The 22,935-nt window shown below is 51.6% G+C and carries 17 protein-coding genes and 6 tRNA genes; 5 read left to right on the top strand and 18 right to left on the bottom strand.

The window, feature by feature from the left end; all coding sequences use genetic code 11:
* Nucleotides 1-37: 37 nt before the first annotated feature.
* From GNT65_RS00735 to GNT65_RS00680, 12 genes are all read right to left on the bottom strand, one after another.
* Nucleotides 38-604 (bottom strand): type II secretion system protein, encoded by a 567-nt coding sequence (locus GNT65_RS00735; RefSeq protein ID WP_160793224.1) that lies wholly within the window; start codon nucleotides 602-604, stop codon nucleotides 38-40.
* A gap of 214 nt (nucleotides 605-818) precedes the next feature.
* Nucleotides 819-905: transfer RNA gene (locus GNT65_RS00730), tRNA-Leu, on the bottom strand.
* 39 nt (nucleotides 906-944) lie between these two features.
* Nucleotides 945-1,018, bottom strand: a tRNA-Cys gene (locus GNT65_RS00725).
* Nucleotides 1,019-1,030: 12 nt separating this feature from the next.
* Nucleotides 1,031-1,106, bottom strand: a tRNA-Gly gene (locus GNT65_RS00720).
* Between the two features lie 140 nt (nucleotides 1,107-1,246).
* Entirely contained in the window at nucleotides 1,247-1,804 is a 558-nt protein-coding gene (gene pgsA / locus GNT65_RS00715; RefSeq protein WP_160793223.1) for a CDP-diacylglycerol--glycerol-3-phosphate 3-phosphatidyltransferase, read from the bottom strand.
* 47 nt (nucleotides 1,805-1,851) lie between these two features.
* Nucleotides 1,852-3,681: an excinuclease ABC subunit UvrC gene (gene uvrC / locus GNT65_RS00710; RefSeq protein ID WP_160793222.1), complete on the bottom strand. Its 1,830-nt coding sequence runs from the start codon at nucleotides 3,679-3,681 to the stop codon at nucleotides 1,852-1,854.
* Nucleotides 3,682-3,712: 31 nt separating this feature from the next.
* A complete protein-coding gene (uvrY, locus tag GNT65_RS00705) occupies nucleotides 3,713-4,357 on the bottom strand; it encodes a UvrY/SirA/GacA family response regulator transcription factor (RefSeq protein ID WP_160793221.1) in 645 nt (214 codons plus the stop codon).
* A gap of 269 nt (nucleotides 4,358-4,626) precedes the next feature.
* On the bottom strand, nucleotides 4,627-5,796 hold the full coding sequence (gene prpF, locus GNT65_RS00700) for a 2-methylaconitate cis-trans isomerase PrpF (protein WP_160793220.1): 1,170 nt from the start codon (nucleotides 5,794-5,796) through the stop codon (nucleotides 4,627-4,629).
* Between the two features lie 57 nt (nucleotides 5,797-5,853).
* Nucleotides 5,854-8,442, bottom strand: coding sequence for a Fe/S-dependent 2-methylisocitrate dehydratase AcnD (gene acnD / locus GNT65_RS00695; protein ID WP_160793219.1), 2,589 nt, complete (start codon nucleotides 8,440-8,442; stop codon nucleotides 5,854-5,856).
* 87 nt (nucleotides 8,443-8,529) lie between these two features.
* Nucleotides 8,530-9,654, bottom strand: a complete 1,125-nt coding sequence (gene prpC / locus GNT65_RS00690) for a bifunctional 2-methylcitrate synthase/citrate synthase (protein ID WP_160793218.1) — start codon at nucleotides 9,652-9,654, stop codon at nucleotides 8,530-8,532.
* Between the two features lie 101 nt (nucleotides 9,655-9,755).
* Complete coding sequence (gene prpB, locus GNT65_RS00685) at nucleotides 9,756-10,634, bottom strand: methylisocitrate lyase (RefSeq protein ID WP_160793217.1); 879 nt, start codon at nucleotides 10,632-10,634, stop codon at nucleotides 9,756-9,758.
* A gap of 12 nt (nucleotides 10,635-10,646) precedes the next feature.
* The gene (locus GNT65_RS00680; RefSeq protein ID WP_160793627.1) at nucleotides 10,647-11,315 is read right to left on the bottom strand and encodes a GntR family transcriptional regulator; all 669 of its coding nucleotides are present in this window, start codon (nucleotides 11,313-11,315) and stop codon (nucleotides 10,647-10,649) included.
* A gap of 519 nt (nucleotides 11,316-11,834) precedes the next feature.
* On the opposite strand from GNT65_RS00680, the gene GNT65_RS00675 reads away from it, so the two are divergent.
* Nucleotides 11,835-13,544, top strand: coding sequence for a S16 family serine protease (locus tag GNT65_RS00675; protein WP_160793216.1), 1,710 nt, complete (start codon nucleotides 11,835-11,837; stop codon nucleotides 13,542-13,544).
* A 67-nt stretch (nucleotides 13,545-13,611) separates the two neighbouring features.
* Nucleotides 13,612-14,127, top strand: coding sequence for a bifunctional 3-hydroxydecanoyl-ACP dehydratase/trans-2-decenoyl-ACP isomerase (fabA, locus tag GNT65_RS00670; protein WP_160793215.1), 516 nt, complete (start codon nucleotides 13,612-13,614; stop codon nucleotides 14,125-14,127).
* A 58-nt stretch (nucleotides 14,128-14,185) separates the two neighbouring features.
* Here fabA and rmf read toward each other — a convergent pair whose 3' ends face one another.
* The 5 genes from rmf to rlmKL all read right to left on the bottom strand — a co-directional run bounded on the left by rmf (nucleotide 14,186) and on the right by rlmKL (nucleotide 20,711).
* Complete coding sequence (gene rmf / locus GNT65_RS00665) at nucleotides 14,186-14,362, bottom strand: ribosome modulation factor (RefSeq protein WP_082035666.1); 177 nt, start codon at nucleotides 14,360-14,362, stop codon at nucleotides 14,186-14,188.
* Nucleotides 14,363-14,547: 185 nt separating this feature from the next.
* Nucleotides 14,548-16,401, bottom strand: coding sequence for a DUF3466 family protein (locus GNT65_RS00660; RefSeq protein WP_160793214.1), 1,854 nt, complete (start codon nucleotides 16,399-16,401; stop codon nucleotides 14,548-14,550).
* Nucleotides 16,402-16,425: 24 nt separating this feature from the next.
* Nucleotides 16,426-18,345: an ABC transporter ATP-binding protein gene (locus GNT65_RS00655; protein WP_160793213.1), complete on the bottom strand. Its 1,920-nt coding sequence runs from the start codon at nucleotides 18,343-18,345 to the stop codon at nucleotides 16,426-16,428.
* A 1-nt stretch (nucleotide 18,346) separates the two neighbouring features.
* A complete protein-coding gene (locus GNT65_RS00650; RefSeq protein WP_160793212.1) occupies nucleotides 18,347-18,583 on the bottom strand; it encodes a glutaredoxin family protein in 237 nt (78 codons plus the stop codon).
* Nucleotides 18,576-20,711, bottom strand: coding sequence for a bifunctional 23S rRNA (guanine(2069)-N(7))-methyltransferase RlmK/23S rRNA (guanine(2445)-N(2))-methyltransferase RlmL (gene rlmKL / locus GNT65_RS00645; RefSeq protein ID WP_160793211.1), 2,136 nt, complete (start codon nucleotides 20,709-20,711; stop codon nucleotides 18,576-18,578). The genes GNT65_RS00650 and rlmKL overlap by 8 nt, the downstream gene beginning before the upstream one ends.
* Before the next feature lie 269 nt (nucleotides 20,712-20,980).
* Between rlmKL and GNT65_RS00640 the strand changes: the two genes are divergently transcribed.
* The 3 genes from GNT65_RS00640 to GNT65_RS00630 all read left to right on the top strand — a co-directional run bounded on the left by GNT65_RS00640 (nucleotide 20,981) and on the right by GNT65_RS00630 (nucleotide 21,305).
* Nucleotides 20,981-21,057, top strand: a tRNA-Met gene (locus GNT65_RS00640).
* 47 nt (nucleotides 21,058-21,104) lie between these two features.
* Nucleotides 21,105-21,181: transfer RNA gene (locus tag GNT65_RS00635), tRNA-Met, on the top strand.
* A 47-nt stretch (nucleotides 21,182-21,228) separates the two neighbouring features.
* Nucleotides 21,229-21,305: transfer RNA gene (locus GNT65_RS00630), tRNA-Met, on the top strand.
* Nucleotides 21,306-22,258: 953 nt separating this feature from the next.
* Here the strand turns inward: GNT65_RS00630 and GNT65_RS00625 are convergent.
* Nucleotides 22,259-22,792 (bottom strand): cell division protein ZapC, encoded by a 534-nt coding sequence (locus tag GNT65_RS00625; RefSeq protein WP_160793210.1) that lies wholly within the window; start codon nucleotides 22,790-22,792, stop codon nucleotides 22,259-22,261.
* Nucleotides 22,793-22,935: the final 143 nt, after the last annotated feature.

Here is a 22,935-nt window from a genome sequence, read left to right as displayed (position 1 = left end):
AAACCAGACCTTCATCGACTGACGGTTAGACCGCCCGTCAGCTCAGGGTCGAGCGGGTGATGAGCGTCTTCCCCGTGCCAGGGTAGTATCTCAACTGCCAGTTCTCACTGCCTTTTGCCCGGTTATCGCGTATATAGTTAAAGTAACAATAGGTGTTGCTAAGACTTATCTCACCACCAGAATACCAGTAGACAATGTCATTACTCCCGCCAAATGCCGCATCACCATGAGGCACCAACTGGTAGTCGTTATTATCTAACAAGCCTTCCCAAAGTTGACGGCAGAACTCTCCCTGCAACTGAGTACCATTGTTGCCACTTGCTTGGGTCGTCTGTCCCAGCGGATAGCCTGTAGTGGTCGAATCGATAGACCCATCACCAAAACAGGCAAGGTCGACCACATGACCACTGGCTCCCGAGGCCAACCAACAGCTGTGATAGAGTGAAACGCCCGAAGTAAAGGCAGCAAACGCCCCTTTCGCCGCGCTGTCGTGAGCATCCTGGCCCACAGAAATAAACCTTGGCAAGGCGACCACGGCCAGAATTGCCAGCACGATAATCACCACAACTAATTCAATCAGGGTAAACCCGCTTACTTTACGCATCTCGATTCAAGACCTTAATAACCGATTCATTGAAAGTTTCATTCAATAATTGTATTACGCCTTTCGTGAAATCCCAGCAAGCACAGCACAAAATGGGATAGACCCATGATTTTTAATTAATAAATGAAGAAAAGTTTTCAATGAATAGACAGAAATTTTAGTGGATAAACAAAAAGGCCTCAACTTGTGTTGAGGCCTTTTTGTCATCAAATGATGGTACCCGAGGCCGGACTTGAACCGGCACGCTGTTACCAGCGAGGGATTTTAAATCCCTTGTGTCTACCAATTCCACCACTCGGGCAAAGTGTGTTTTACCGCATATTGGCACTAAAACATAAAGTGGAGGCGCGACCCGGAGTCGAACCGAGATCGACGGATTTGCAATCCGCAGCATAGCCATTCTGCCATCGCGCCTTAGGTTAAGATTGGAGCGACATATCGGGTTCGAACCGATGACCTATACCTTGGCAAGGTATCGCTCTACCAACTGAGCTAATGTCGCTTACTTCATCTTATTTCGCGTCAGAGTCTTAATAAGCTTTCCCCTGACTGCGGATTGGCATTCTACCGATTTACCCTCAAGTGTCAATGTCCTATTTCACCTTAACGCACCATTTGCACACTAAGTGATCGCATTGCATTTTAATTGTTCGATTCGTCGGTGAGATCCGCCCAGGCGGCCTTTATATAGCTCACCATAGACCAAAACGTCAGGATGGCCGCCACATAAAATAGGGCTATAGCCGTATAGGTCAGCCAATCATTAGGCTTCCAGATAAGCCCTATGATGGCGATCATCTGCGCCGCCGTCTTATACTTGCCAATCCAAGAAACGGCCACCGTACCACGCTTACCTATCTCGGCCATCCATTCCCGCAGTGCAGAGATCACTATCTCCCGGCCAATCATAAACAGCGCCGGCAGTGTCAGCCAGATACTCTTATATTCGGCGACTAAGAGCACCAGCGCAGTTGTAACCATGATCTTATCAGCCACGGGATCCAGAAACGCACCGAATCGGGTCGATTGCTGTAATTTTCGCGCCGCATAGCCATCCAACGCATCGGTCACCGCCGCCAACCAGAATACAAAGGCAGCCGCAAAGGGAGACCAGCTATAAGGCACATAAAAAAGCACTACGAAAACAGGTAGTAATATTAATCTAAAAAATGTGAGAGCTATCGGTACGTTAAACGGCATGTGTAAACCAATTATCTAAAAGCAGCGCCAATCTTGCCTTAATTTTCTCACCCTCGCAACGCATCATGTATTGTTTGTGCCATTTCTAGGCTAATGCCCGGCACTTTAGACAATTGCGCTACGCTGGCCCCCTTAACTTGCTGTAAACCACCTAAGTATTGCAATAACGCCTTACGACGCTTAGGCCCTACCCCAGGTATCGATTCGAGCGTCGAGGTATTGCGGGTCTTCTGGCGCTTATTACGGTGGCCGGTTATCGCGAAACGGTGGGACTCGTCACGAATGTGCTGGATCAAATGCAGCGCGCCTGAATCAGCCGGCAAACTAAAGGCCACCTCGTTCTCGCCATAGATGAGGGTCTCGAGTCCGGGCTTGCGCCCCTCCCCCTTTGCCACCCCGATAAGTGTCGGTGCTACATCCAGATGAGCAAATTTTTCATTCACTACCTTCTGAGCGATTCTCAGTTGGCCCATGCCGCCATCGATAAAGAGAATGTCTGGGATCTTGCCATCCGCCTCTACCTTGTCGAAGCGGCGACCGATCGCCTGTTTCATCGCCGCGTAATCATCCCCTGGGGTGATCCCTGAGATATTATAGCGGCGATACTCTCCCTTGCTCGGCCCTTCGCGATTAAACACCACGCAGGAAGCCACTGTGCTCTCTCCCATGGTATGGCTGATATCGAAACATTCCATGCGATTGATCGCCTGAGTCTGCTCCAGGGCCTCTTCCAGCAACAGGAAACGTTCCTCGACGGTATTTTGGTGAGACAGCCTGGTCTCAACCGCATTTTTCGCATTGGCATCGGCGATTCGCAAGAAACTGGCGCGCTCACTGCGCACCTTGGTCTTGATAAGCAGGCGTCTATTGGAGGCCTGAGCGATCGCCTCTTCCAGCTCATGAATGTCTTCAAACTCATGACTGACCACTATCTCTCTTGGCAGCGTGCGCTGACTGTCGAGATTGAGATAAAACTGCAACATGAAGGCGCGCAGCACCTCGCTAACCTCTGTCTCATCTGGCACGCTAGGGTAATAGCTGCGACTGCCGAATATCTTACCGTTACGGATAAACAGCAGATGAAAACAGGCGATGCCAGAGGCGTAATAGGCGCCAATCACATCCATGTCGCCTGAATCGCTTGACACCTCCTGCTGCTCGGCGACGCGGCGCAGTGCACTGATCTGGTCGCGATATCGGGCGGCCTCCTCATAGTTGAGGTCCATAGCCGCCTGCTCCATCTTGTCTACCAGGGTGGCGATCACCTGCTGATCCTTGCCCCGCAGAAACAGGCTTGCCAGCTTAACCTGCTCGGCATAGTCTTCGTCGCTTATCTTACCCACGCAGGGGGCGCTACATCGGGCTATCTGATACTGCAAACAGGGACGAGAGCGCGCCTTGTAGTAGAGATCGTCACATTGACGGATAGGAAACAGCTTCTGCATCAGATGCAGGCTTTCACGTACAGCACCGCCATTGGGATAGGGACCGAAATAGTGTCCCTTCTCCCGCTGAGGCCCACGGTGATAGGCGAGCCTCGGATGACGATGGCCGCTCAGGAAGATATAGGGATAAGACTTATCATCTCGAAGCAGCACATTGTATCTGGGCATGTACTGCTTGATGTAATCGTTTTCCAGAATAAGCGCATCTGTCTCGCTTGGGGTCAGGGTCACATCGATATTGGCGATGTGAGACACCAAGGCCTGGGTCTTTACATTAGGCAGATTACGTCTGAAATAGGAGCTGAGGCGCTTCTTGAGATCTTTGGCCTTACCCACATAGATAACGACCCCCTGTGCATCGTACATGCGATAAACGCCGGCAGAGGAGGAAACGGTTTTTAAAAACTGGGTCGCATTGAAGCTATCTGTCACATCGAGGCCATAAAAGTCACGCGGGTTAACACTAGAACTGGCCGGTATCCAACATCTTGTAGCGGATCGCCAACCGGGTCAGCTCGACATCGCCACTGATCCCAAGCTTGGCAAACAAGCGATAACGATAGCTATTGACCGTCTTTGGGCTCAGGTTGAGCTGCTCAGAGATATCGCTGACCCGTTCGCCGTTGGTGATCATCATCATGATTTGCAATTCGCGTTCAGACAGGGATTTAAACGGATTATCTTCCGACTGATTGAACTGACTCAGGGCCATCTGCTGGGCAATCTCTGGCGACAGATAACGCTGGCCATGTGCCACCTGGCGAATTGCCTGTATCACCTCGGGCGGTGTGGCTCCCTTGGTCAGATAACCTGAGGCGCCCGCCTGCATCACCTTAGTCGGGAAAGGATCTTCGGTATGTATGGTCAGCACGATGATTTTGGCGTGGGACTGATAGCGCAGGATCTTACGGGTCGCCTCGAGCCCCCCAATACCTGGCATATTCATGTCCATCAGGATCACGTCAGCCTCGTTGTTTCGACACCACTGCACGGCAGACTCGCCATCCCCTGCTTCGCCGACAACCTTGATCCCGCGCTCATCTTCTAGGATGCGGCGGATTCCTGTTCTCACTAACTCATGGTCATCAACTAAATATACAGAAATCAACTTCAATCTACCCTTCAGCTAATACTCGGCCCACATAGACGAGATGTCGGCAACAGCTTGTAATTTATCCCAAATGGAGTAAAGAAGAAAGCGGAAATTAAATGCAACTAAGCATATGAATTATAAGTGAACTATTTTTATCCGCCGGGAAGCTTAAGGGGCAATTATAGCACTTAACCGTTAGTATTCGATTCCCTTCATACTAAAGCACTAGCATATGAAAACAAAAAAGGATGCCGAGGCATCCTTTATATCAAATCCGACAAGCCTTATCCCAAGGACTCAGGCACGCAGACCCAGCCTTGCATCAGCACACGGGCGCTGCGGCTCATGCTGACTTTTTCGACCTGCCAGCGACCCGCCTGTTCACTGGCCTTGGCGCCCACCTTGAGGGTACCTGAGGGGTGACCGAAACGCACGCTCTCACGGGCCTGACCACCGGCAGCCTGATTGACCAGTGTGCCGGGAATTGATGCCGCCGTGCCAATGGCCACCGCCGCCGTTCCCATCATGGCGTGATGCAGCTTACCCATAGAGAGAGCTCGCACATGCAGGTCTATCTCATCTGCCGCGATCTGTTTACCGCTAGAGGAGGTATAAGCCTTAGCGGGGGCAACAAAAGCGACCTTAGGCGTGTGTTGACGACCAGCGGCGTCATCGAGAGACTGGATCAGCCCCATCTGCAAGGCGCCGTGGGCGCGTATGGTTTCGAAACGCTCAAGCGCGGCCCCATCGCTATTGATCGCCTCCTGCAGCTCTGTGCCCTCATATCCCAGCTGCTCAGCCTTGAGGAAGATGGTCGGGATACCCGCATTGATAAAGGTAGCATCTAAGACCGGCTCGCCCGGAACCTCCAGCTTATCCACCAGATTGCCCGTAGGGAACATGTCTCCCTCGCCATCGGCCGGATCGACAAACTCCACCAGCACCTCTGCCGCCGGGAAGGTCACGCCGTCGAGTTCGAAATCCCCCAACTCCTGTACCTCGCCATCCACCATAGGCACATGGGCGATGATGGTCTTGTTGATATTGGTCTGCCAGATCTTCACCACAGCCGTGCCGGTGTCTGGGATCTTAGCGCTATCCACCAAGCCTTGGGTGATGGCAAAGGCGCCTACCGCCGCGGTCAGGTTACCGCAGTTACCGCTCCAGTCGACGAAAGGCTTATCTATGGCCACCTGACCGAAGAGATAATCCACGTCATGATCATCGCGCTGGCTCTTATCCAAAATCACCGTCTTACTGGTGCTGGAGGTGGCGCCGCCCATACCGTCAGTCTGCTTGCAGTAGGGATCTGGACTGCCGATCACCCGCAGCAACAAGGCATCACGGGCCGGGCCTGGCTGCTGGGCATTTAAAGGCAGATCCTTTAACGCGAAAAAGACCCCCTTGCTGGTGCCGCCACGCATATAGGTTGCCGGTATTTTCATCTGTTTCATTGGCTTATCCTTTAAGAAGCGGGTAAGGCGCTCTCACCCTACCCGCTATTACTGCCCTTAGGCGTTCGCTTCGAGGAAATCCTGCGCGAAGCGCTGCAATACACCGCCTGCCTGATAGACAAGCACCTCATCGGCGGTATCCAGGCGACAGGTCACAGGCACCTCGACACGCTCGCCATTTTGACGGGTGATCACTAAAGTCAGCTCAGCCCTAGGTGTCGGCTCGCCTATCACATCGAAGGTTTCGCTACCGTCTATGCCATAGGTGTGACGGTTTTCACCCGCCTTGAACTCAAGGGGTAGTACGCCCATGCCCACTAGGTTGGTACGGTGAATACGCTCGAAACCTTCGGCGACAATCGCCTCAACCCCGGCCAGTCTCACCCCTTTTGCCGCCCAGTCGCGAGAAGAACCCTGACCATAGTCGGCGCCGGCGATGATGATCAGCGGCTGCTTACGATCCATATAGGTCTCGATCGCCTCCCACATACGTATCACCTCACCCTCTGGCTCTAGGCGAGTCAGCGAGCCTTGTTTGGCTTCACCGTCCACTAGCGCCATCTCGTTGAACAGCTTAGGGTTGGCAAAGGTCGCGCGCTGGGCCGTCAGGTGGTCGCCCCTATGGGTGGCGTAGGAGTTAAAGTCGACCTCAGGAAGACCCATCTTCGCCAGGTATTCGCCAGCGGCGCTACTGGCCAGGATGGCGTTTGAAGGCGAGAGGTGATCTGTGGTGATGTTATCCCCAAGGACCGCCAGCGGACGCATGCCCTTCAGGGTACGTTCACCGGCAAGTGCCCCTTCCCAGTAAGGAGGACGACGGATATAGGTACTCTGTGGACGCCAGTCATACAGGGGGTTAACCTGCTCACCATAGTCCACCGCAAGGTCGAACATAGGCGTATAGATGTCCCTAAACTGCTGGGGCTTAACGCTCGCCTTCACGATAGCGTCGATCTCCTCATCGCTCGGCCAGATATCTTTGAGGCGAATCGGCTCGCCCTTGTCATCATGACCTAAGATATCTTTTTCGATATCGAATCTCATGGTACCCGCTATGGCATAGGCCACCACCAATGGCGGCGAGGCCAGAAACGCCTGTTTGGCATAAGGATGAATACGGCCGTCGAAATTGCGGTTGCCCGATAACACAGCGGTAGCATACAGATCTCTGTCGATCACCTCTTGCTGGATCACAGGGTCCAGGGCGCCGCTCATGCCGTTACAGGTGGTGCAGGCAAAACCTACGATACCAAAGCCCAGTTGCTCCAGCTCAGGCAGCAGCCCGGCATCCTTAAGGTAAAGCTCGGCCACCTTGGAACCAGGCGCGAAAGAGGTTTTCACCCAGGGCTTACGTACTAGACCCATCTCGTTGGCCTTCTTGGCCAGGAGACCTGCGGCAATCACGTTTCTAGGGTTACTGGTGTTGGTACAGCTGGTGATGGCGGCGATGATCACCGCGCCATCTGGCATCAGCTTGTCATCCTGCTCGACCACACCGGCAATGCCCTGGCTCGCTAGCTCGCTGGTAGCCACCCGGCGATGGGGATTTGAAGGACCGGCGATGTTACGTACTACGCTCGAGAGATCGAAGGTCAGTACCCTTTCATACTCGGCGTCTTTCAGGCTATCGGCCCACAGACCCGTGGTCTTGGCGTAATTTTCCACTAACTTAACCTGCTCGCTGTCACGACCTGTGATGGTGAGATAGTCGATGGTTTGCTGGTCGATATAGAACATACCGGCCGAGGCGCCAAATTCTGGCGTCATGTTTGAGATGGTGGCGCGATCCCCGAGGGTGAGATCCGCGGCGCCTTCACCGAAGAATTCAAGATAGGCAGAAACCACCTTCTCTTTGCGTAAAAACTCGGTCAGTGCCAGCACGATATCCGTTGCTGTGATGCCACTCTGACGCTTACCCGTCAGCTCGACACCGACAATATCCGGCAGACGCATGTAAGATGGGCGGCCTAACATAACGTTCTCGGCCTCCAGACCGCCCACACCTATGGCGATAACCCCCAGGGCATCTACGTGGGGCGTGTGGCTGTCGGTACCTACAAGCGTATCGGGGAAGGCCACGCCGTCGCGGGCCTGGATCACCGGCGACATCTTCTCCAGATTGATCTGGTGCATGATGCCATTGCCCGGCTGGATCACATCGACATTCTTAAAGGCCGTCTTGGTCCAGTTGATGAAGTGGAATCTGTCTTCGTTGCGGCGATCTTCGATGGCGCGGTTCTTCTCGAAGGCATCTTTTTCAAAGCCTGCATGTTCAACCGCAAGCGAGTGGTCCACGATCAGCTGAGTCGGCACCACAGGGTTAACCTTGGCCGGATCGCCACCCTTCTCGGCGATGGCATCACGCAGGCCAGCCAGGTCGACAAGCGCCGTCTGGCCAAGAATATCGTGGCACACGACGCGCGCCGGGTACCAGGGGAAATCGAGATCACGTTTACGCTCGATGAGCTGGCTCAGAGCGTCGTTAAGTAGTTCGGGTTCACAGCGCCTGACCAGGTTTTCTGCCAGCACCTTGGCGGTATAGGGCAGTTTGTCATAGGCGCCTTCGCTTAGGGCCTCGACGGCGCTGCGGGTATCAAAGTAATCTAGCGCGCTGCCGGGAAGCGATTTACGGTGTAGAGAGTTCATAGAATCATCCAAACGAATTAAGAGTTTAAGCGACAACAGATAGCCAGCCCTGCACCTTACGGCAACTGGGCCGGCTAATGGCCTATATTATCTTTCGCTGATAGGGGTCACTTTACGCGGCTCAGAGCCTATATAGTCGGCACTCGGTCTGATGATACGGTTGTTGGCCCGCTGCTCCATCACGTGAGCAGCCCAGCCGGTCAGGCGCGAGCAAACGAAGATGGGGGTAAACAACTTAGTTGGGATCCCCATGAAGTGATAGGCTGACGCATGGAAGAAGTCGGCGTTACAGAACAGCTTCTTGGTGTCCCACATATACTCTTCACAGGCCACAGAGATATCGTAGAGCGAGGTATCGCCAAACTCTTTAGCCAGCTTCTCAGACCAAGCCTTGATGATCACGTTGCGCGGATCCGACTCACGGTAAATGGCATGGCCAAAGCCCATGATCTTTTCTTTGCGCTCCAGCATACCGGCCATCTGCACCTTGGCATCTTCTGGCGAGCTGAACTTTTGGATCATCTCCATCGCCGCCTCGTTGGCACCGCCGTGCAATGGGCCACGTAGCGAACCGATTGCGCCTGTAATACAAGAGAACATGTCAGACAGGGTCGAGGCACAAACGCGCGCCGTGAAGGTCGAGGCGTTGAACTCGTGCTCTGCATAGAGGATCAACGAAACGTCCATCACGCGGCGATGTTGATCAGATGGCGTCTTGCCGTTAAGCAGCTTAAGGAAGTGGCCACCGAGCGAGTCTTCGTCAGTCACACAGTCGATCTCGACGCCGTCATGGCTAAAACGGTACCAGTAACACATGATGGCAGGGAAAGCGGCTAGCAGACGGTTAGCCGCTTTATGCTGCTGGCTGAAATCGGTTTCTGGCTCCAGGTTACCCAGGAAAGAACAACCGGTACGCATCACATCCATAGGATGAGCATCGGCCGGGATACGCTGCAGCACCTCTTTAAGGGTCTGCGGCAGGTCGCGCATCGACATCAGCTCACTCTTATAGGCATCGAGCTGCGCCGCATTTGGCAACTCGCCATTAAATAGCAGGTAGGCAACCTCTTCGAAGGTGGCATTGTCGGCCAGATCCGACACATCGTAACCACAATAGGTTAAACCTGAGCCTGATTTGCCCACTGTACATAACGCCGTTTCGCCTGCACTCTGTCCACGTAGTCCGGCGCCGCCTAATTTTTTATCTACCATAACGTCTTCCTATTATATTTTTGTCTATCCCTAGTACTGCATCATCTAGGTTGTAGGGGGTATGCTGTCAATCTGGCCCGCCCTGGGCGAGCCATGCAGTGTTACTTGTTCTTACCTTCGGCAAACAGGCTGTCGAGCTTCTGCTCGTAGGCGTGATAACCAAGATAGTCATAGAGCTCCATGCGGGTCTGCATGGTATCGAGTACCGCCTTCTGGTCACCGTCTCGCAGAATGGTTTGATATACATTCTCTGCCGCCTTGTTCATGGCTCTGAAGGCGCTCAATGGATAGAGCACCATGGCTGCGCCCCACTGACCTAGTTGCTCGCGATTCCACAGCTCCGTCTGACCAAATTCTGTGATATTGGCCAGAATAGGCACATCTAAGGCTTCGGCAAAAGCGCGGTAATGCTCTTCTGTCTTTACTGCCTCGGCGAAGATGCCGTCGGCACCTGCAGCCACATAGGCCTTGGCACGTTCGATGGCTGCTTCCAATCCTTCCTGGGCGAAGGCATCGGTACGGGCCATGATAAAGAAGTCAGGATCCGTGCGCGCATCTACCGCCGCCTTGATACGGTCCACCATCTCATCAACAGAGACGATCTCCTTGTTTGGACGGTGACCACAGCGCTTCTGAGCGACCTGGTCTTCCATGTGCACGGCAGCGGCGCCCGCCTTCTCCATATCTTTGATGGTCTTGGCGATATTAAATGCCCCGCCCCAGCCAGTATCTATATCCACTAGCAGCGGCAGATCGCAGGCCGAGGTGATGCGCTGCACATCGACGATCACATCATTTAGCGAGGTCATCCCCAGATCCGGCAACCCATAAGAGGCGTTGGCCACCCCGCCACCAGAGAGATAGATCGCCTTATGGCCTATCTGCTTGGCCATCATGGCCGTGTAGGCGTTAATGGTACCGACGATCTGCAATGGCTTGTTGTCGGCCAAGGCCTGACGGAATTTCTTTCCAGCGCTCATGCTCGCTTCCTCTTATGACTGAATTGATGAGAGTTTGTTTCTGATGTTGTTTCTTGAATAGGTGATATGTCTGCGCATCAGCATCTCGGCCAGCTCCTGATCGCGATTGGCGATGGCCTGCACTATATGCCTATGCTCGTCATAGGCAGTGGTGACTCTAGGCCCCGCCATGCCGAGCTGAACGCGGTACATACGCACCAGATGATAGATGCCGTCGAACAACATAGAGATAAGGTGCTTATTCTTGCTGCCCAATATGATGCGGTAATGAAAATCCACATCGCCGGCCTCTTGATAATAGGATTCACCCTGTTTGACGTCTTGAAAATGGCTGACCAGCAGGGCTTCGAGTTCTGCAATCTCTTCATCGCTCATGTTCTTTGCCGCCAGGCGGGCGGCCATTCCCTCGAGAGATTCGCGGATTTCATACAGGGCCAGCAGCCCCTCTTCGCTGAGCGCCACCACTCTGGCGCCCACGTTGGCCCGACGCTCAACGATGTGACAAGACTCGAGGCGATTGATCGCCTCACGGATCACGGCGCGGCTGACACCATAGGTTGTCGACAATTCTGTCTCGCTCAACTTAGCACCCGCCGCTATCACCCCTTCGACAATGTCTTGCCTGAGTTGATAAAAGGTTTTATCTGCCGTTGTCACGGGCGTTTGGCTGTATCGAGTCATGGTGAATGTGATCGCCGTCAAACAATTAGTTGTCGACAATATAGCCTTCATAACCGACTTTCTCAAGCCAAAACCAGAAAATTGTCGACAAAAAGAGGTCTGTTTCGACTAAAGTCTTAACGCCTCGAGTTTGATCATCCCACGAATCCAGGCTTACACATGGTCATTAAACAGCCAATTCGATTCAATCAAAGAGGGCTAATCGGTCTTATGCATCACATCGCTAAAATCTGAAAACGGTGACTTAGGGACAGGTTTAACGACAAGCTACAAATCTTGATTTAACGGGTGAATTGTCGACAACATATTCTAATGCCTGGCAAATCATTAAGCTCTCATGGATACGAAATCTAAGTTAAGGCGTCATGTAAGCGCCACCTAAAAAGACACATGTATTGAAACTAACGTGACTCTAGCGCGAAACTATCGTTAAACTATCGCGAAACTCGGTCGAAACTAGGTCGAGCCGTCGCTAAACTGTGCTAACATCAGCCCATGTTTCAATAAACAACCCCAGAAATGATCGCACATTCCATCGACGCAACCGCATTATCGCCTCAATTTAACTTACCTCAAGTCGACCAGCTTAAGCCTAATCTACACAGTCGACTCCTAGGCCAGGAGCGCACCCTAGATGCCTTCAACTTGTTGGCCAGGGCCAGCGGCCAACATATGTACCTCGCCGATCAGAGCGGTATCGATAGACTAGCGCTCATTTTAGCACTAGTAGACTATCAGGGGCACAGGCCAACCCAATATCTAAACCGTCTGGCGCCAGATGCCGGTCTGGCATGGCAGGCTGAGGCGGGTGATGAATGCCTGTGTAGCGCGAGTAAACCCTATCGCTATTTGAGCGGCGCCATTAAACGCCGAGATCTGGTCGGGCATCTCGATACCCATAACCCTAATGTCTATCATCCGGGCGCCATGGCAGACTGCGATTACCTGTTTATCTGCGCCGAGTCACTGTGGAAACGGGAAGCCCTGTGGGAACTGGTAATGGAAGCCGCTCATCGCGGCGAATACCAGCTGCATTCCGGCTGGCCGGCAATTCCCCTTTACAGCAAGATCATTCTGGTGGGTAGCAGCACCTTATATAGCATCAGCTATCTGGAAGAGCGTAACTTTCCTGCGGCCTTTCCCTTACTCGGTGAGTTGGTGGATGAGATAGACCTTAACGAGTTTAGTGAACTGGACTATGGCAACTATTTAGTCGAACTGGCAGATGCCAACCAGCTCACATTGGAGCAGTCGGCGCTAGCCCCCCTGTTTAATCACAGTGCCCGACTGGCGGAGCATCAGCATCACCTGAGCCTCGAGACCCAGGGGATCAGCCAGCTCATGGTGCAGGCCAGCCTCTACGGCAAGAGCAAGCAGCTCACAGGCGAATGTATTAGCATAGCCCTCGCTCGCCATCAGGCACGCCACAATGCCTCTCAGAGCCTGTCGGCGCAAAGCTTCGATGACAACTTCATCAACCTGCCGACTCAAGGTGCCATGATTGGCCAGATCAATGGCCTGACCGTATTAGACGCCGCCGAATATACCTATGGTGAGCCAGCCCGTATCACCGCCGCCGTCCACTATGGTGACGGCGAAGTGGCCGATATCGAACGTAAATCTGAGCTGGGCGGCAACATTCACGCCAAGGGGTTGATGATCCTCACCTCCTGCCTCTACCGTATCTTCGGTAAGGATGCGCCGCTTCACCTCAACGCCAACATAGTATTCGAACAGTCTTACCAAGAGATCGATGGCGACAGCGCATCACTGGCGGAGTACTGCGCCCTGATGTCGGCCATTGCCGAGCAGCCGATTGAGCAAGGCATTGCCGCCACCGGCGCCATAGATCAATTTGGCCAGGTTCAGGCCATCGGCGGCGTTAACGAGAAGATCGAGGGTTTCTTCGATCTTTGCCAGCGGCGCGGGCTCACGGGCAACCAGGGGGTGATCATCCCCGCCTCTAACGTGCAGCAACTCAATCTGACGCCTGCAGTGATAGATGCCGTTAAGAAAAAAAAGTTTCACCTGTACCAAGTCGAGCATACCGATCAGGCAGTGGCCATCTTGATGAACAAGCCGGCCGGTAGCCGTGACGATAATGGCCAGTTCCCCGAGGAAAGCCTGTATGGCACGGTTCAGGCGCGATTAGAGGGACTCGCGGGTTACCCCGATGAGGAGCGTTCTTTTTTTGCCAACTTGCTCCATAAACTGAAAATTTCTAGCTGATCGGAGTTGTTTGGCGTACACGTGTTAGCTAACCTTGGCGACTCAAATTGCTAGAGTGAAGTTAACAATGAATAAAGCAAACAGTTTCAGTAAAGAAGAATTAGTCGCCTGTGGGCACGGTAACCTATTTGGCGCTAACTCGCCACGTCTGCCTATCGACAACATGTTGATGATAGATCGCATCACCAAGATCAACGATGACGGCGGTGAGTTTGGTAAGGGTGAAATTGTTGCTGAGCTGGATATCGATCCATCACTCTGGTTCTTTGATTGTCATTTCGAGACAGATCCTGTGATGCCAGGTTGTCTGGGCCTAGACGCCATGTGGCAGCTGGTCGGTTTCTTCCTGGGTTGGGAAGGCGCCGAGGGTAAAGGACGTGCACTGGGCGTTGGTGAGGTAAAGTTCACCGGTCAGGTGCTACCCGATGCCAAGAAGGTTACCTACAAGTTAACCATCAAGCGTAAGGTCTACAGAAAGTTGGTGATGGGCATTGCCGATGCGGTAATGGAAGTTGATGGCCGCGAGATCTATTCGGCGACAGATCTTAAGGTTGGTATCTTTACCGACACCTCAAGTTTCTAATCAAGTTTTATTGCGCCAGATATGAAAATGCCCTCTAAACTGAGGGCAAACTGCTAAATCACTTGTTGAATAGGCCGCTGAGACGGCCATCGACGCCTTCGCGCCACCCTCCGAGCCACTGTGATTTAGAGTCTAAAGTAGAATAAGGACAGTTATCCTTCGAGCGGCCACCTATCCCGGCCTGGAATCCCTTTGAAAAAGCTCTATCGAGACGATCTCTTTTTTGTCTTTTCATGCAAGCATCCTCTGTTCTCAAATCCTAAAGGCCTAAGCCTCACCCATAGAAATAGAACTTTTTCATCACGAGATCAATCAAAAATTCGCCTTTCAAGATGGTTATCTTTTAAACTCATGAGTTCCTTATTTAAAAAAAATCGGGGCAAAGGCCCCGATTTTTAGTTCATAAAGTTCTAACGGCTATTATGCCTGAAAACGACGTCTCAGCCAGACCAGAGGCAGCAGGAACAACCAGGCAAAGCTTGCGGCGCCTTTACGCTTGTAGTTACCATTGCCAGAGTTATCAGACTCCTCAACCTCACAGGCAACACCAGACGAGGTTGGCTTAAGCACCACCATACGCGGAATATAGGCCGTTACCGGCTGGCCATCGGCATTGAGCGAGAATAACGGCTTGCCATTTTCACCTATCACCAGTTTACCATCTTCATCAAATTGATAAGATGGCTTACGAATGAAGGCGGTACCCACTATGGTGCCATCATCGTTAATGCTGTTAGCCTCCACGATGCGGATCTCACTATCATAAAAGAGCACCTTGCCATCGCCGTCGAGCACCTCAACTTGGTTAGGTGTCCACTTACCGGCATCATCTTTGATATAGCCCTTAGACTCACACACCAGAAGATCGTCGATGACACTAAACTCATCGCTTGCCTTGTCATACAAGAAGGCACCTTTCATGCGAGGCTTCTCTTTCTCACTGGTTACTTCAACGAAACCCACGACCTGATCTTTGTTGTTGATATCACGTGGACGCGAGCTGCGATCCGACATCACCTCGTAAAAATCATTTGGCGTGACAAAGGCTGGATCTTCTGCGTTGGTGTCCAGGTAGAAGAACTTGTCACGTAAGTAGCCTTCAATGTAGCGGCGATAGCTCCCCACTAGGATGCCATTGTCGTTAACATCATAGGCCACAGAGGAAAGCTGATCATTAGTCATCTTCACCCAGTGATACTGGTAATCACCCTGACTGTCTTTCTTCCAATAGGCGGCATCGAACGCCAGCTTATCCTTATCGTTATTACGATAGACATGAGAGCGACCGGCGACCGCCCCTTGGTTGTTGACCCCAAGGCCCTGAGCCGTAAATACACTATCTGAAGTCGATTCCAACCCCAGAGGCAGCTCGGTCGGCGTCACATCCGAGCCGTCAAACTGCCACACAAATGCGCGCGTCTGATAAAGAATACGACGCACATTGCTACTATCTGGGTATTGTTCCTTCTGCACGCAGACATCGACAGGGTAATCTTCACCGGTAATACATTTATCAACCCGAGTCTTACTCGACTCTGACAGTTCTGTGGTCGCATAGCCGGTGATCAGGTTATTGTCGTTGATGGCCGAAGCCACGGAAACACCGCCCACAACCACATCGGTATCATCTTTGGTATATACGGTATAAGGTGGGACCAGGGCTACATCGGTTCCCTCGGCAGTCTTGAGGAAACCGCGCTCCTCAAACTCACGGTAATACCAATATTCCTGATCTTGATTATTGTCGTTGCGCTCGCCGGTAAACTCGGTTTTCTGCTCGGGTGCGGTATAAGCCCCAACCTTGATGCCGTTATTGTTAATGCCATAGTAATAGGCATTGATCGAGTTGATGGTTTCCGGCTGATCTTCGTCGGTATCTTTCGGGTGAGTCGTGCCGAAAACAGAATCGAAAGTCGGGATCCAGCTGCCGGCAGCGCCATTGCCATCGGCCATAAAGGTAAAATTATTGGCTATGATGGGTTCATTGATGGAGTAAGACACCAGCTGCTCAGGCGGAATACCATCTTCGATATCGATAGCACCACCTGTCTCATCATCCACCTCGAGCTTCTTCTTACCCTTAGAGATCCCCACCATTTTGTCTTGCTGATTGATAAACATGCCATAACCATTGATGGTCGCCTCCAAAGTACCATTAAGATCATAGTCTTCGATATTCTGAATCTCATAGACAGGTGCAGCATGAGCCGTCTGCAGCGCGGTGATCACCCCGGCGGCGACTAAAGAGATGGCTCTATCAAACTTCAACTTCATGTACTTTTCCTATTATTCTATCGTCTATTTGAGGGCTTCTAGCTCTTCCCAACGTTCGAAACACACTTCTAATTCCTGCTCCAGGGCCGCCAGTTCATTTAATCGCGAGCTAACCAGATCTTGTGCTTGCGTATAAAAGTCGGGTTCATTAATGACCGCTTGTAAGCCCTCTATCTCGGCCTCGAGTTGTTCCATCTTGGCAGGCAAGGCATCGAGTTCTCTCTGTAATTTATAAGAAAGTTTCTTCTCTGCCTTAGCGACTGTCTTGGTTTCGCGTTTAACCGGCTCGGCAACCTTGGGTTGGACAGTTTCCTTGGCAACTGGTTCCTCAGAATAAAATTTTGCCCCCTGGGACACGGCATCTTGATAACCGCCGACATATTCGCTCCAGCCGCCATTGCCCGTAAACCACCAGGAACTGGTGACCGTATTATCGATAAAGGCACGGTCGTGACTCACCAATAACAAGGTGCCTTGATAATCGGTCAACAGCGACTCTAGCAACTCTAAGGTCTCGATATCAAGATCGTTTGTCGGTTCATCGAGAATGATCAGGTTTGCCGGCCTCAGCAACAGGCGCGCCAAAAGCAATCGGTTCTTCTCGCCGCCCGAGAGCGCCTTCACCGGCGTGCGCGCGCGCATGGGCGAAAACAGGAAGTCCTGCAAATAGCTGAGGATATGCCTGTCCTGACCATTGATGGTCACCGTCTTCTTGCCTTCGCCGACATTTTCTTCAACGGTTTTTTCCGGATCCAGCGCCTCTCGATACTGGTCGAAATAGGCCACTTCCAACTTAGTGCCTACCTTCACCTCGCCAGACTGAGGTTCAAGCTGACTGATCAACAACTTGATCAGGGTCGACTTACCACAGCCATTTGGGCCTATGAGAGCGATACGATCGCCGCGCATTACCGAAGTGGTGAAATTCTTCACTAGGTTCTTATCAGGCAGGTTATAGTTGAGATCTTTGATATCAAATACCAACTTGCCCGAGCGCTCGGTATCGGCCACGGCCATCTTAGCACCGCCCTGACGATTGATACGCGCCATACGCTCCATACGCAGCGCCTTCAGCGCGCGCACACGGCCTTCATTACGGGTACGGCGCGCCTTGATCCCTTGGCGGATCCAGGCTTCCTCTTCCGCCAGCCGCTTATCGAACTGGGCGTTCTTTTCCTCTTCCACCCTGAGCCATTCGGCCTTGCCGTCGAGGTAGGTCTGATAGTCGCCAGGCCAGGAGGTCACCACACCACGGTCGAGATCCACGATTCGGGTCGCCATGCGCTGAATAAAGCCACGGTCGTGACTGATAAAGACGATAGCGCCACGGAAGTTGAGCAGAAACTCTTCCAGCCATTCGATAGTATCGATATCCAAATGGTTGGTAGGCTCATCGAGGAGCAACAGATCCGGCTCACTCACCAAGGCCCTCGCCAGAGCAACCTTACGCTGCCAGCCACCGGACAGGCTCGCCAGACTCGCATCGGCATCTAATCCAAGCATTTCACAGGTCTGGTTAATGCGGGTATCGAGCTGCCAACCGTTAAGATGATCGAGATCCGCCTGAAGGCGCTCCATCTGCTTAAGCAGACGCTCCATCTCCTGGGCGTCAACGTGGGCGACATCATGCGAAAGTTGATGATAACGCTCGAGCTTCTCACCCACTTCCTGCAGGCCGGCCGAGATATAGGCGTAAACCGTGCCCAGCTCTGCCTTGGGGGGATCCTGTTGTAATCGGCTGACCTTGACATCTGTGGCAATGTTAAACTCGCCGTCGTCGAGTAACACGTCACCACCAATCACCTTCATCAGGCTAGATTTACCGGCGCCGTTGCGCCCCACGATACAGACGCGCTCGCCCGGCTCTATGGTAAAGTCGGCATTTTGAAGTAAGGGCGTGTAGCCATAGGCCAATGAGCCGTTATTAATACGAACCAGACTCAATTTATACTCCTGTAAATTGTTGCAACTGCTCGCTGTCGAAGGGCCAGCCTAACTCGGCACCATCAGCCTCACGCAGCAGTACAGGGATGCGCACGCCATAGCGCTGCGCCAGTTGCTCGTCATCGCAGATATCCTGCAAGACAAAATCGATATTCAATGCGCAAATGAGCGCCTGGGCCTGCTCACACAGGTGACAGCCATCGGTATGAAAAAGAATATAGGCGCTGGTCTTAGGCATGCTTAATCAACCAGGTGTTATGTATATGAGGATTGCGCTTGTAATCCAGCGGCAGGGTCTGCTTATCCAAGTTAGTGATCGATAAACCAAGAGCACTCAGCGCCTCGCTATCCATCTTAAACTTACGCTTGTTGTTGGAAAACAGGATCTCCCCACCCGGACGCAGCAGCTTCACCAATGCACTCAACAGCTTGACGTGGTCACGCTGCACATCAAAGGAATCTTCCATGCGCTTAGAATTAGAGAAGGTTGGCGGATCGATAAAAATCAGGTCATACTGCTGCTCGCAGTCGTCTATCCATTGCAGGCAATCGCCCTGAATGAACTGATACTGCTTGCCTTTAAGGCCGTTCAACTCAAAGTTGTCCTGCGCCCAGTTGAGATAGGTGTTAGACATATCTACCGTGGTCACCGACTTGGCACCACCCAGCGCAGCGTGCACAGAAGCGCTACCCGTATAAGCGAACAGGTTAAGCACGTCTCTATCTTTCGACTTCTCGCCCACTAGCTTGCGGGTCAAGCGGTGATCCAAAAACAGGCCCGTATCCAGGTAGTCCTTCAAGTTGAGCTTAAACTTGGCGCCGTACTCTGTGGTCACTAGCTCGAGCTTAGTGGCATCCAGCTTCTGGTATTGGTTAGTGCCCTTCTGACGCTCACGGGTCTTAAGGATGATCTTATCGGGATCAACCCCTATGGCCTGTGGCAACACCAGTAAGACATCGGTCAGACGACGCTTAGTCACCGCCTCGGGAATCGACTTGGGCGCCGAATACTCCTGGATCACCACATGATCCAGATAGATATCTACCGCCACATTGTATTCTGGAATATCGGCGTCATAGAGACGATAGCTGTCTATCCCCTCGCGCTGGGCCCATTTGCTCAGCTGCTTGTAATTCTTCTTGATTCGGTTACTAAAGGCCGTGGCGACTTCACTCACCTCGCCACCCTGGCTCAGCACCTGGCTAGGATCGATACGCCGGGTGCTCTTGGCATGCAAGGTATAGAGGTTAAAGGCACACTCGAGCGCGCCGTTATACATCTTCATCTGCTTGTCGGCTTTAAGCTTAAGGGCTGAGAGCAGTTCGATGTCGCTGTTGAGCACAGCCACCTGCCAGCCACCAAATTCAGCCTTTAGCTTATCTCCAAGCTGATAGTAGAGCTGCAATAGCGAGGTAACATTACCCAGACGCTCACCATAAGGCGGGTTGGTGATCAGATAACCTTGCTCCACCGGCGGCGTGACGTTGAGCGCGTTAGATACCGAAAACTCGATAAGCTCGGCGACACCTGCATTTTGGGCATTGCGTTTTGCCAGCGCCACCAGACGCGAATCGATGTCCGAACCATAAAACTTAATCTCACAGCGCTTGGTGCCGATAGAGGCGCGTGCCTTGGCCTCACTAAGTAGCTCCTGCCAGTCTGCCTCTTGATGGCGTAACCAATGCTCGAAACCGAAACGACGACGCTGCAGGGCCGGTGCAATATCACAGGCCATCATGGCCGCCTCGATCAATATGGTGCCGCTACCGCAGAAGGGGTCAAGCAGATCCTTAGGCGCCTGTTGCCAACCGCTACGTACCAACATGTTGGCCGCCAGGTTCTCCTTCAGTGGCGCCTCACCTGTGGTGGAGCGGTAACCACGTTGATGCAATGCAGGCCCCGAGAAGTTAATCCCCAGGGTAATTTGGCCACGACGATAGTGGGCATCTATCTTAAAATCCGCATCGACACGAGCAACATCGGGACGTGCGCAGCCATCGTCACGGAAACGGTCGACGACCGCATCTTTTATCTTAAGCGCGCCAAACTGTGAGTTCTTAATAAAGCCACCCACACCATGAAAATCTATGCTGAAGCTGCTCTTATTGGAGAAATGGGTCTGCCAATCGATGCAGTAGGCCGCATTATAGAGCTGCTCGGGATTCTCACATGGCCCCTTATAGATCACCAAAATGATACGGCTGGCGAGTCTCGACCATAAGGTAATACGGTAAGCCAGATTAAGGGGAGCAGAGAAATAGACGCCAGCAACGCTTTCCTTTATCTCGGCTGCACCAAGCTCTGCCAGTTCTAAAGACAGGGCGTACTCATAGCCTCGTGGGGCTGCGGCAAAAAAATTTAACATGGATAGATAGACACACTTCAAAAATCAATCCGTCATTATACCTTGTCCTCAGATTAAATGATAAAAAGTTCTGCCAAATGAAGGTTTAAAAATGCCAGGTTTGATCGATACCTCGACACATTGCCGGATTAATAAACGCTTGACGCGAAATTCGTAATTGTTACTTGCATTGAATCCGTCATGTCGATATAGTTCGCCCCGCTTTGACGCACTGGGCACTACACAGCATAAAGCTGTTGTTGCTTCAGAGGTTAGAGTAAACATCCGGTCGCGGGATGGAGCAGTTTGGTAGCTCGTCGGGCTCATAACCCGAAGGTCGTCGGTTCAAATCCGGCTCCCGCAACCAATTTCTTTCGTAGCAAGAATCAAAACAACTACAGCGTTTCTTACGGACGCGGGATGGAGCAGTTTGGTAGCTCGTCGGGCTCATAACCCGAAGGTCGTCGGTTCAAATCCGGCTCCCGCAACCAATTTCTTTTGTAGCAAGAATCAAAACAACTACAGCGTTTCTTACGGACGCGGGATGGAGCAGTTTGGTAGCTCGTCGGGCTCATAACCCGAAGGTCGTCGGTTCAAATCCGGCTCCCGCAACCAATTTCTTATGTAAATCCCCCCTTCCTTATTGTATTAAGCTGAAAGAAAAGACAGCTTGGTAGCATTGCCGGGCCCAATCCTTTATAAGCTGCGAAGATCATCGAAGGTATGCCACCCAGTTGCAATCCATCTTCCCGTAACCAATTTCTTATAAAATAACTTTTCTAAACACTCTCTTGTTTAACCCCCTTTCTCAAACAGCTAAAGCAAAAATCTCGTCGGGCTCAGCTCTTATAAAAGCCGCGAAGGTCATCGACGGTATGTCGCCCAGTTCCAATCCGGCTCCCGCAACCAATTTCTTATGTAAATACCCCCCTTCCTTATTGTATTAAGCTGAAAGAAAAGACAGCTTGGTAGCATTGCCGGGCCCAATCCTTTATAAGCTGCGAAGGTCATCGAAGGTATACCGCCCAGTTGCAATCCATCTTCCCGCAACCAATTTCTTATATAAGTAACTCCCTTTCCTTATCATATTCAAATTCTAGCCAAAGCTGCCTGGTACCTTCTCGGCTTAACTCGCGATAAAGGCAACCAAGGATACACATCACCATGGGTTACAAAAGCCTTAATAACAATCCAAATCAATAAACTCACTATACCCAGATTGTCATGTCCAAGCCCATACGGTTTAAATCAGTTTTATCTCAGACCTCTATCCTTCGTTTTCACCCCGATGAGTGATCATGCATTAAACAATAAAATATTAATGCTTAGCGAGCGGTCATTAAATCGCCTATAGCACGCTAACTAATAAAATGAAAACTACTTATTCAATGACCATGAACCGCTGAAAGAAGATAGGGAGAAGAAGGATAAATAAGACAACCAATGGTGATGGATCGAAAAAATGATTTACATTCGATCTTCTCAATAAATTAAACAGATCAAATAACAGGCATAAAAATGGGGAGCATCTGCTCCCCATTCGATTAATATTTTCTCTATTTGAGTTATTAAGCAGCCGCGATCTGACGACTCGCCTTCAAAGGATGTAATCTATCGTTCATCACCTTAATACAATCGAACTGACGCATCGCCTTGCTATCGCTCAAGTGCAGTTCCGGTGATAACAACATCACCAGGGAGGCCTGAATATTAGACTCAACCACAAGTACCTTAACCGCCTGCTCTTGGCATTTCAGCTGAAACACCTTACCCAGTTCGCTATAGACACAAACCGCCGAAGTCTCGAAAAACCACGACTTGGGCATCTGTGGCTTCAATAGAAAATGAGCGGCCGTGGCATTAAGCGCCAGCTGTACCCTCACCGCATCGGCACTATTTAATGACTTACCAATACGCTCAATAAACTCAATATAGAATTTGGCATGCTCTACATTAAATTCTGTAGTTGTCAGGGCATCAGGAATAAGTGCTTTCGTTTTATAGGGAGTCAGAAATTCCATATCCGAACCTAACGAAACGCTTAAAACCCCATACGAATCGTTATATATCCATTGCCAATCCCTTTGTGGCATTAATAACATAACGTGTACCTATATACCTTAATACAACTCGATAATAGATGATATTTCATCCAATATCAAAAAAAATATTACAAATATGATATAGATTACAATATGTTATCGCGATCAAACGCGATCTAAACAAGATCGCGCGATCGTTTTTA

It is taken from the genome of Shewanella insulae, from assembly GCF_009831655.1.
Lineage (GTDB): Bacteria > Pseudomonadota > Gammaproteobacteria > Enterobacterales > Shewanellaceae > Shewanella > Shewanella insulae.
This window is presented reverse-complemented; position numbering and strand designations above follow the sequence as displayed.

Excerpts from the sequence above, each read along its gene's own strand:
- GNT65_RS00735 (WP_160793224.1), bottom strand. The coding sequence starts at position 604 with ATGCGTAAAGTAAGCGGGTTTACCCTGATTGAATTAGTTGTGGTGATT.
- pgsA (WP_160793223.1), bottom strand. The coding sequence starts at position 1,804 with ATGCCGTTTAACGTACCGATAGCTCTCACATTTTTTAGATTAATATTA.
- prpF (WP_160793220.1), bottom strand. The coding sequence starts at position 5,796 with ATGAAACAGATGAAAATACCGGCAACCTATATGCGTGGCGGCACCAGC.
- acnD (WP_160793219.1), bottom strand. The coding sequence starts at position 8,442 with ATGAACTCTCTACACCGTAAATCGCTTCCCGGCAGCGCGCTAGATTAC.
- prpC (WP_160793218.1), bottom strand. The coding sequence starts at position 9,654 with ATGGTAGATAAAAAATTAGGCGGCGCCGGACTACGTGGACAGAGTGCA.
- prpB (WP_160793217.1), bottom strand. The coding sequence starts at position 10,634 with ATGAGCGCTGGAAAGAAATTCCGTCAGGCCTTGGCCGACAACAAGCCA.
- GNT65_RS00680 (WP_160793627.1), bottom strand. The coding sequence starts at position 11,315 with ATGACTCGATACAGCCAAACGCCCGTGACAACGGCAGATAAAACCTTT.
- GNT65_RS00675 (WP_160793216.1), top strand. The coding sequence starts at position 11,835 with ATGATCGCACATTCCATCGACGCAACCGCATTATCGCCTCAATTTAAC.
- fabA (WP_160793215.1), top strand. The coding sequence starts at position 13,612 with ATGAATAAAGCAAACAGTTTCAGTAAAGAAGAATTAGTCGCCTGTGGG.
- rmf (WP_082035666.1), bottom strand. The coding sequence starts at position 14,362 with ATGAAAAGACAAAAAAGAGATCGTCTCGATAGAGCTTTTTCAAAGGGA.
- GNT65_RS00660 (WP_160793214.1), bottom strand. The coding sequence starts at position 16,401 with ATGAAGTTGAAGTTTGATAGAGCCATCTCTTTAGTCGCCGCCGGGGTG.
- GNT65_RS00650 (WP_160793212.1), bottom strand. The coding sequence starts at position 18,583 with ATGCCTAAGACCAGCGCCTATATTCTTTTTCATACCGATGGCTGTCAC.
- rlmKL (WP_160793211.1), bottom strand. The coding sequence starts at position 20,711 with ATGTTAAATTTTTTTGCCGCAGCCCCACGAGGCTATGAGTACGCCCTG.
- GNT65_RS00625 (WP_160793210.1), bottom strand. The coding sequence starts at position 22,792 with ATGTTATTAATGCCACAAAGGGATTGGCAATGGATATATAACGATTCG.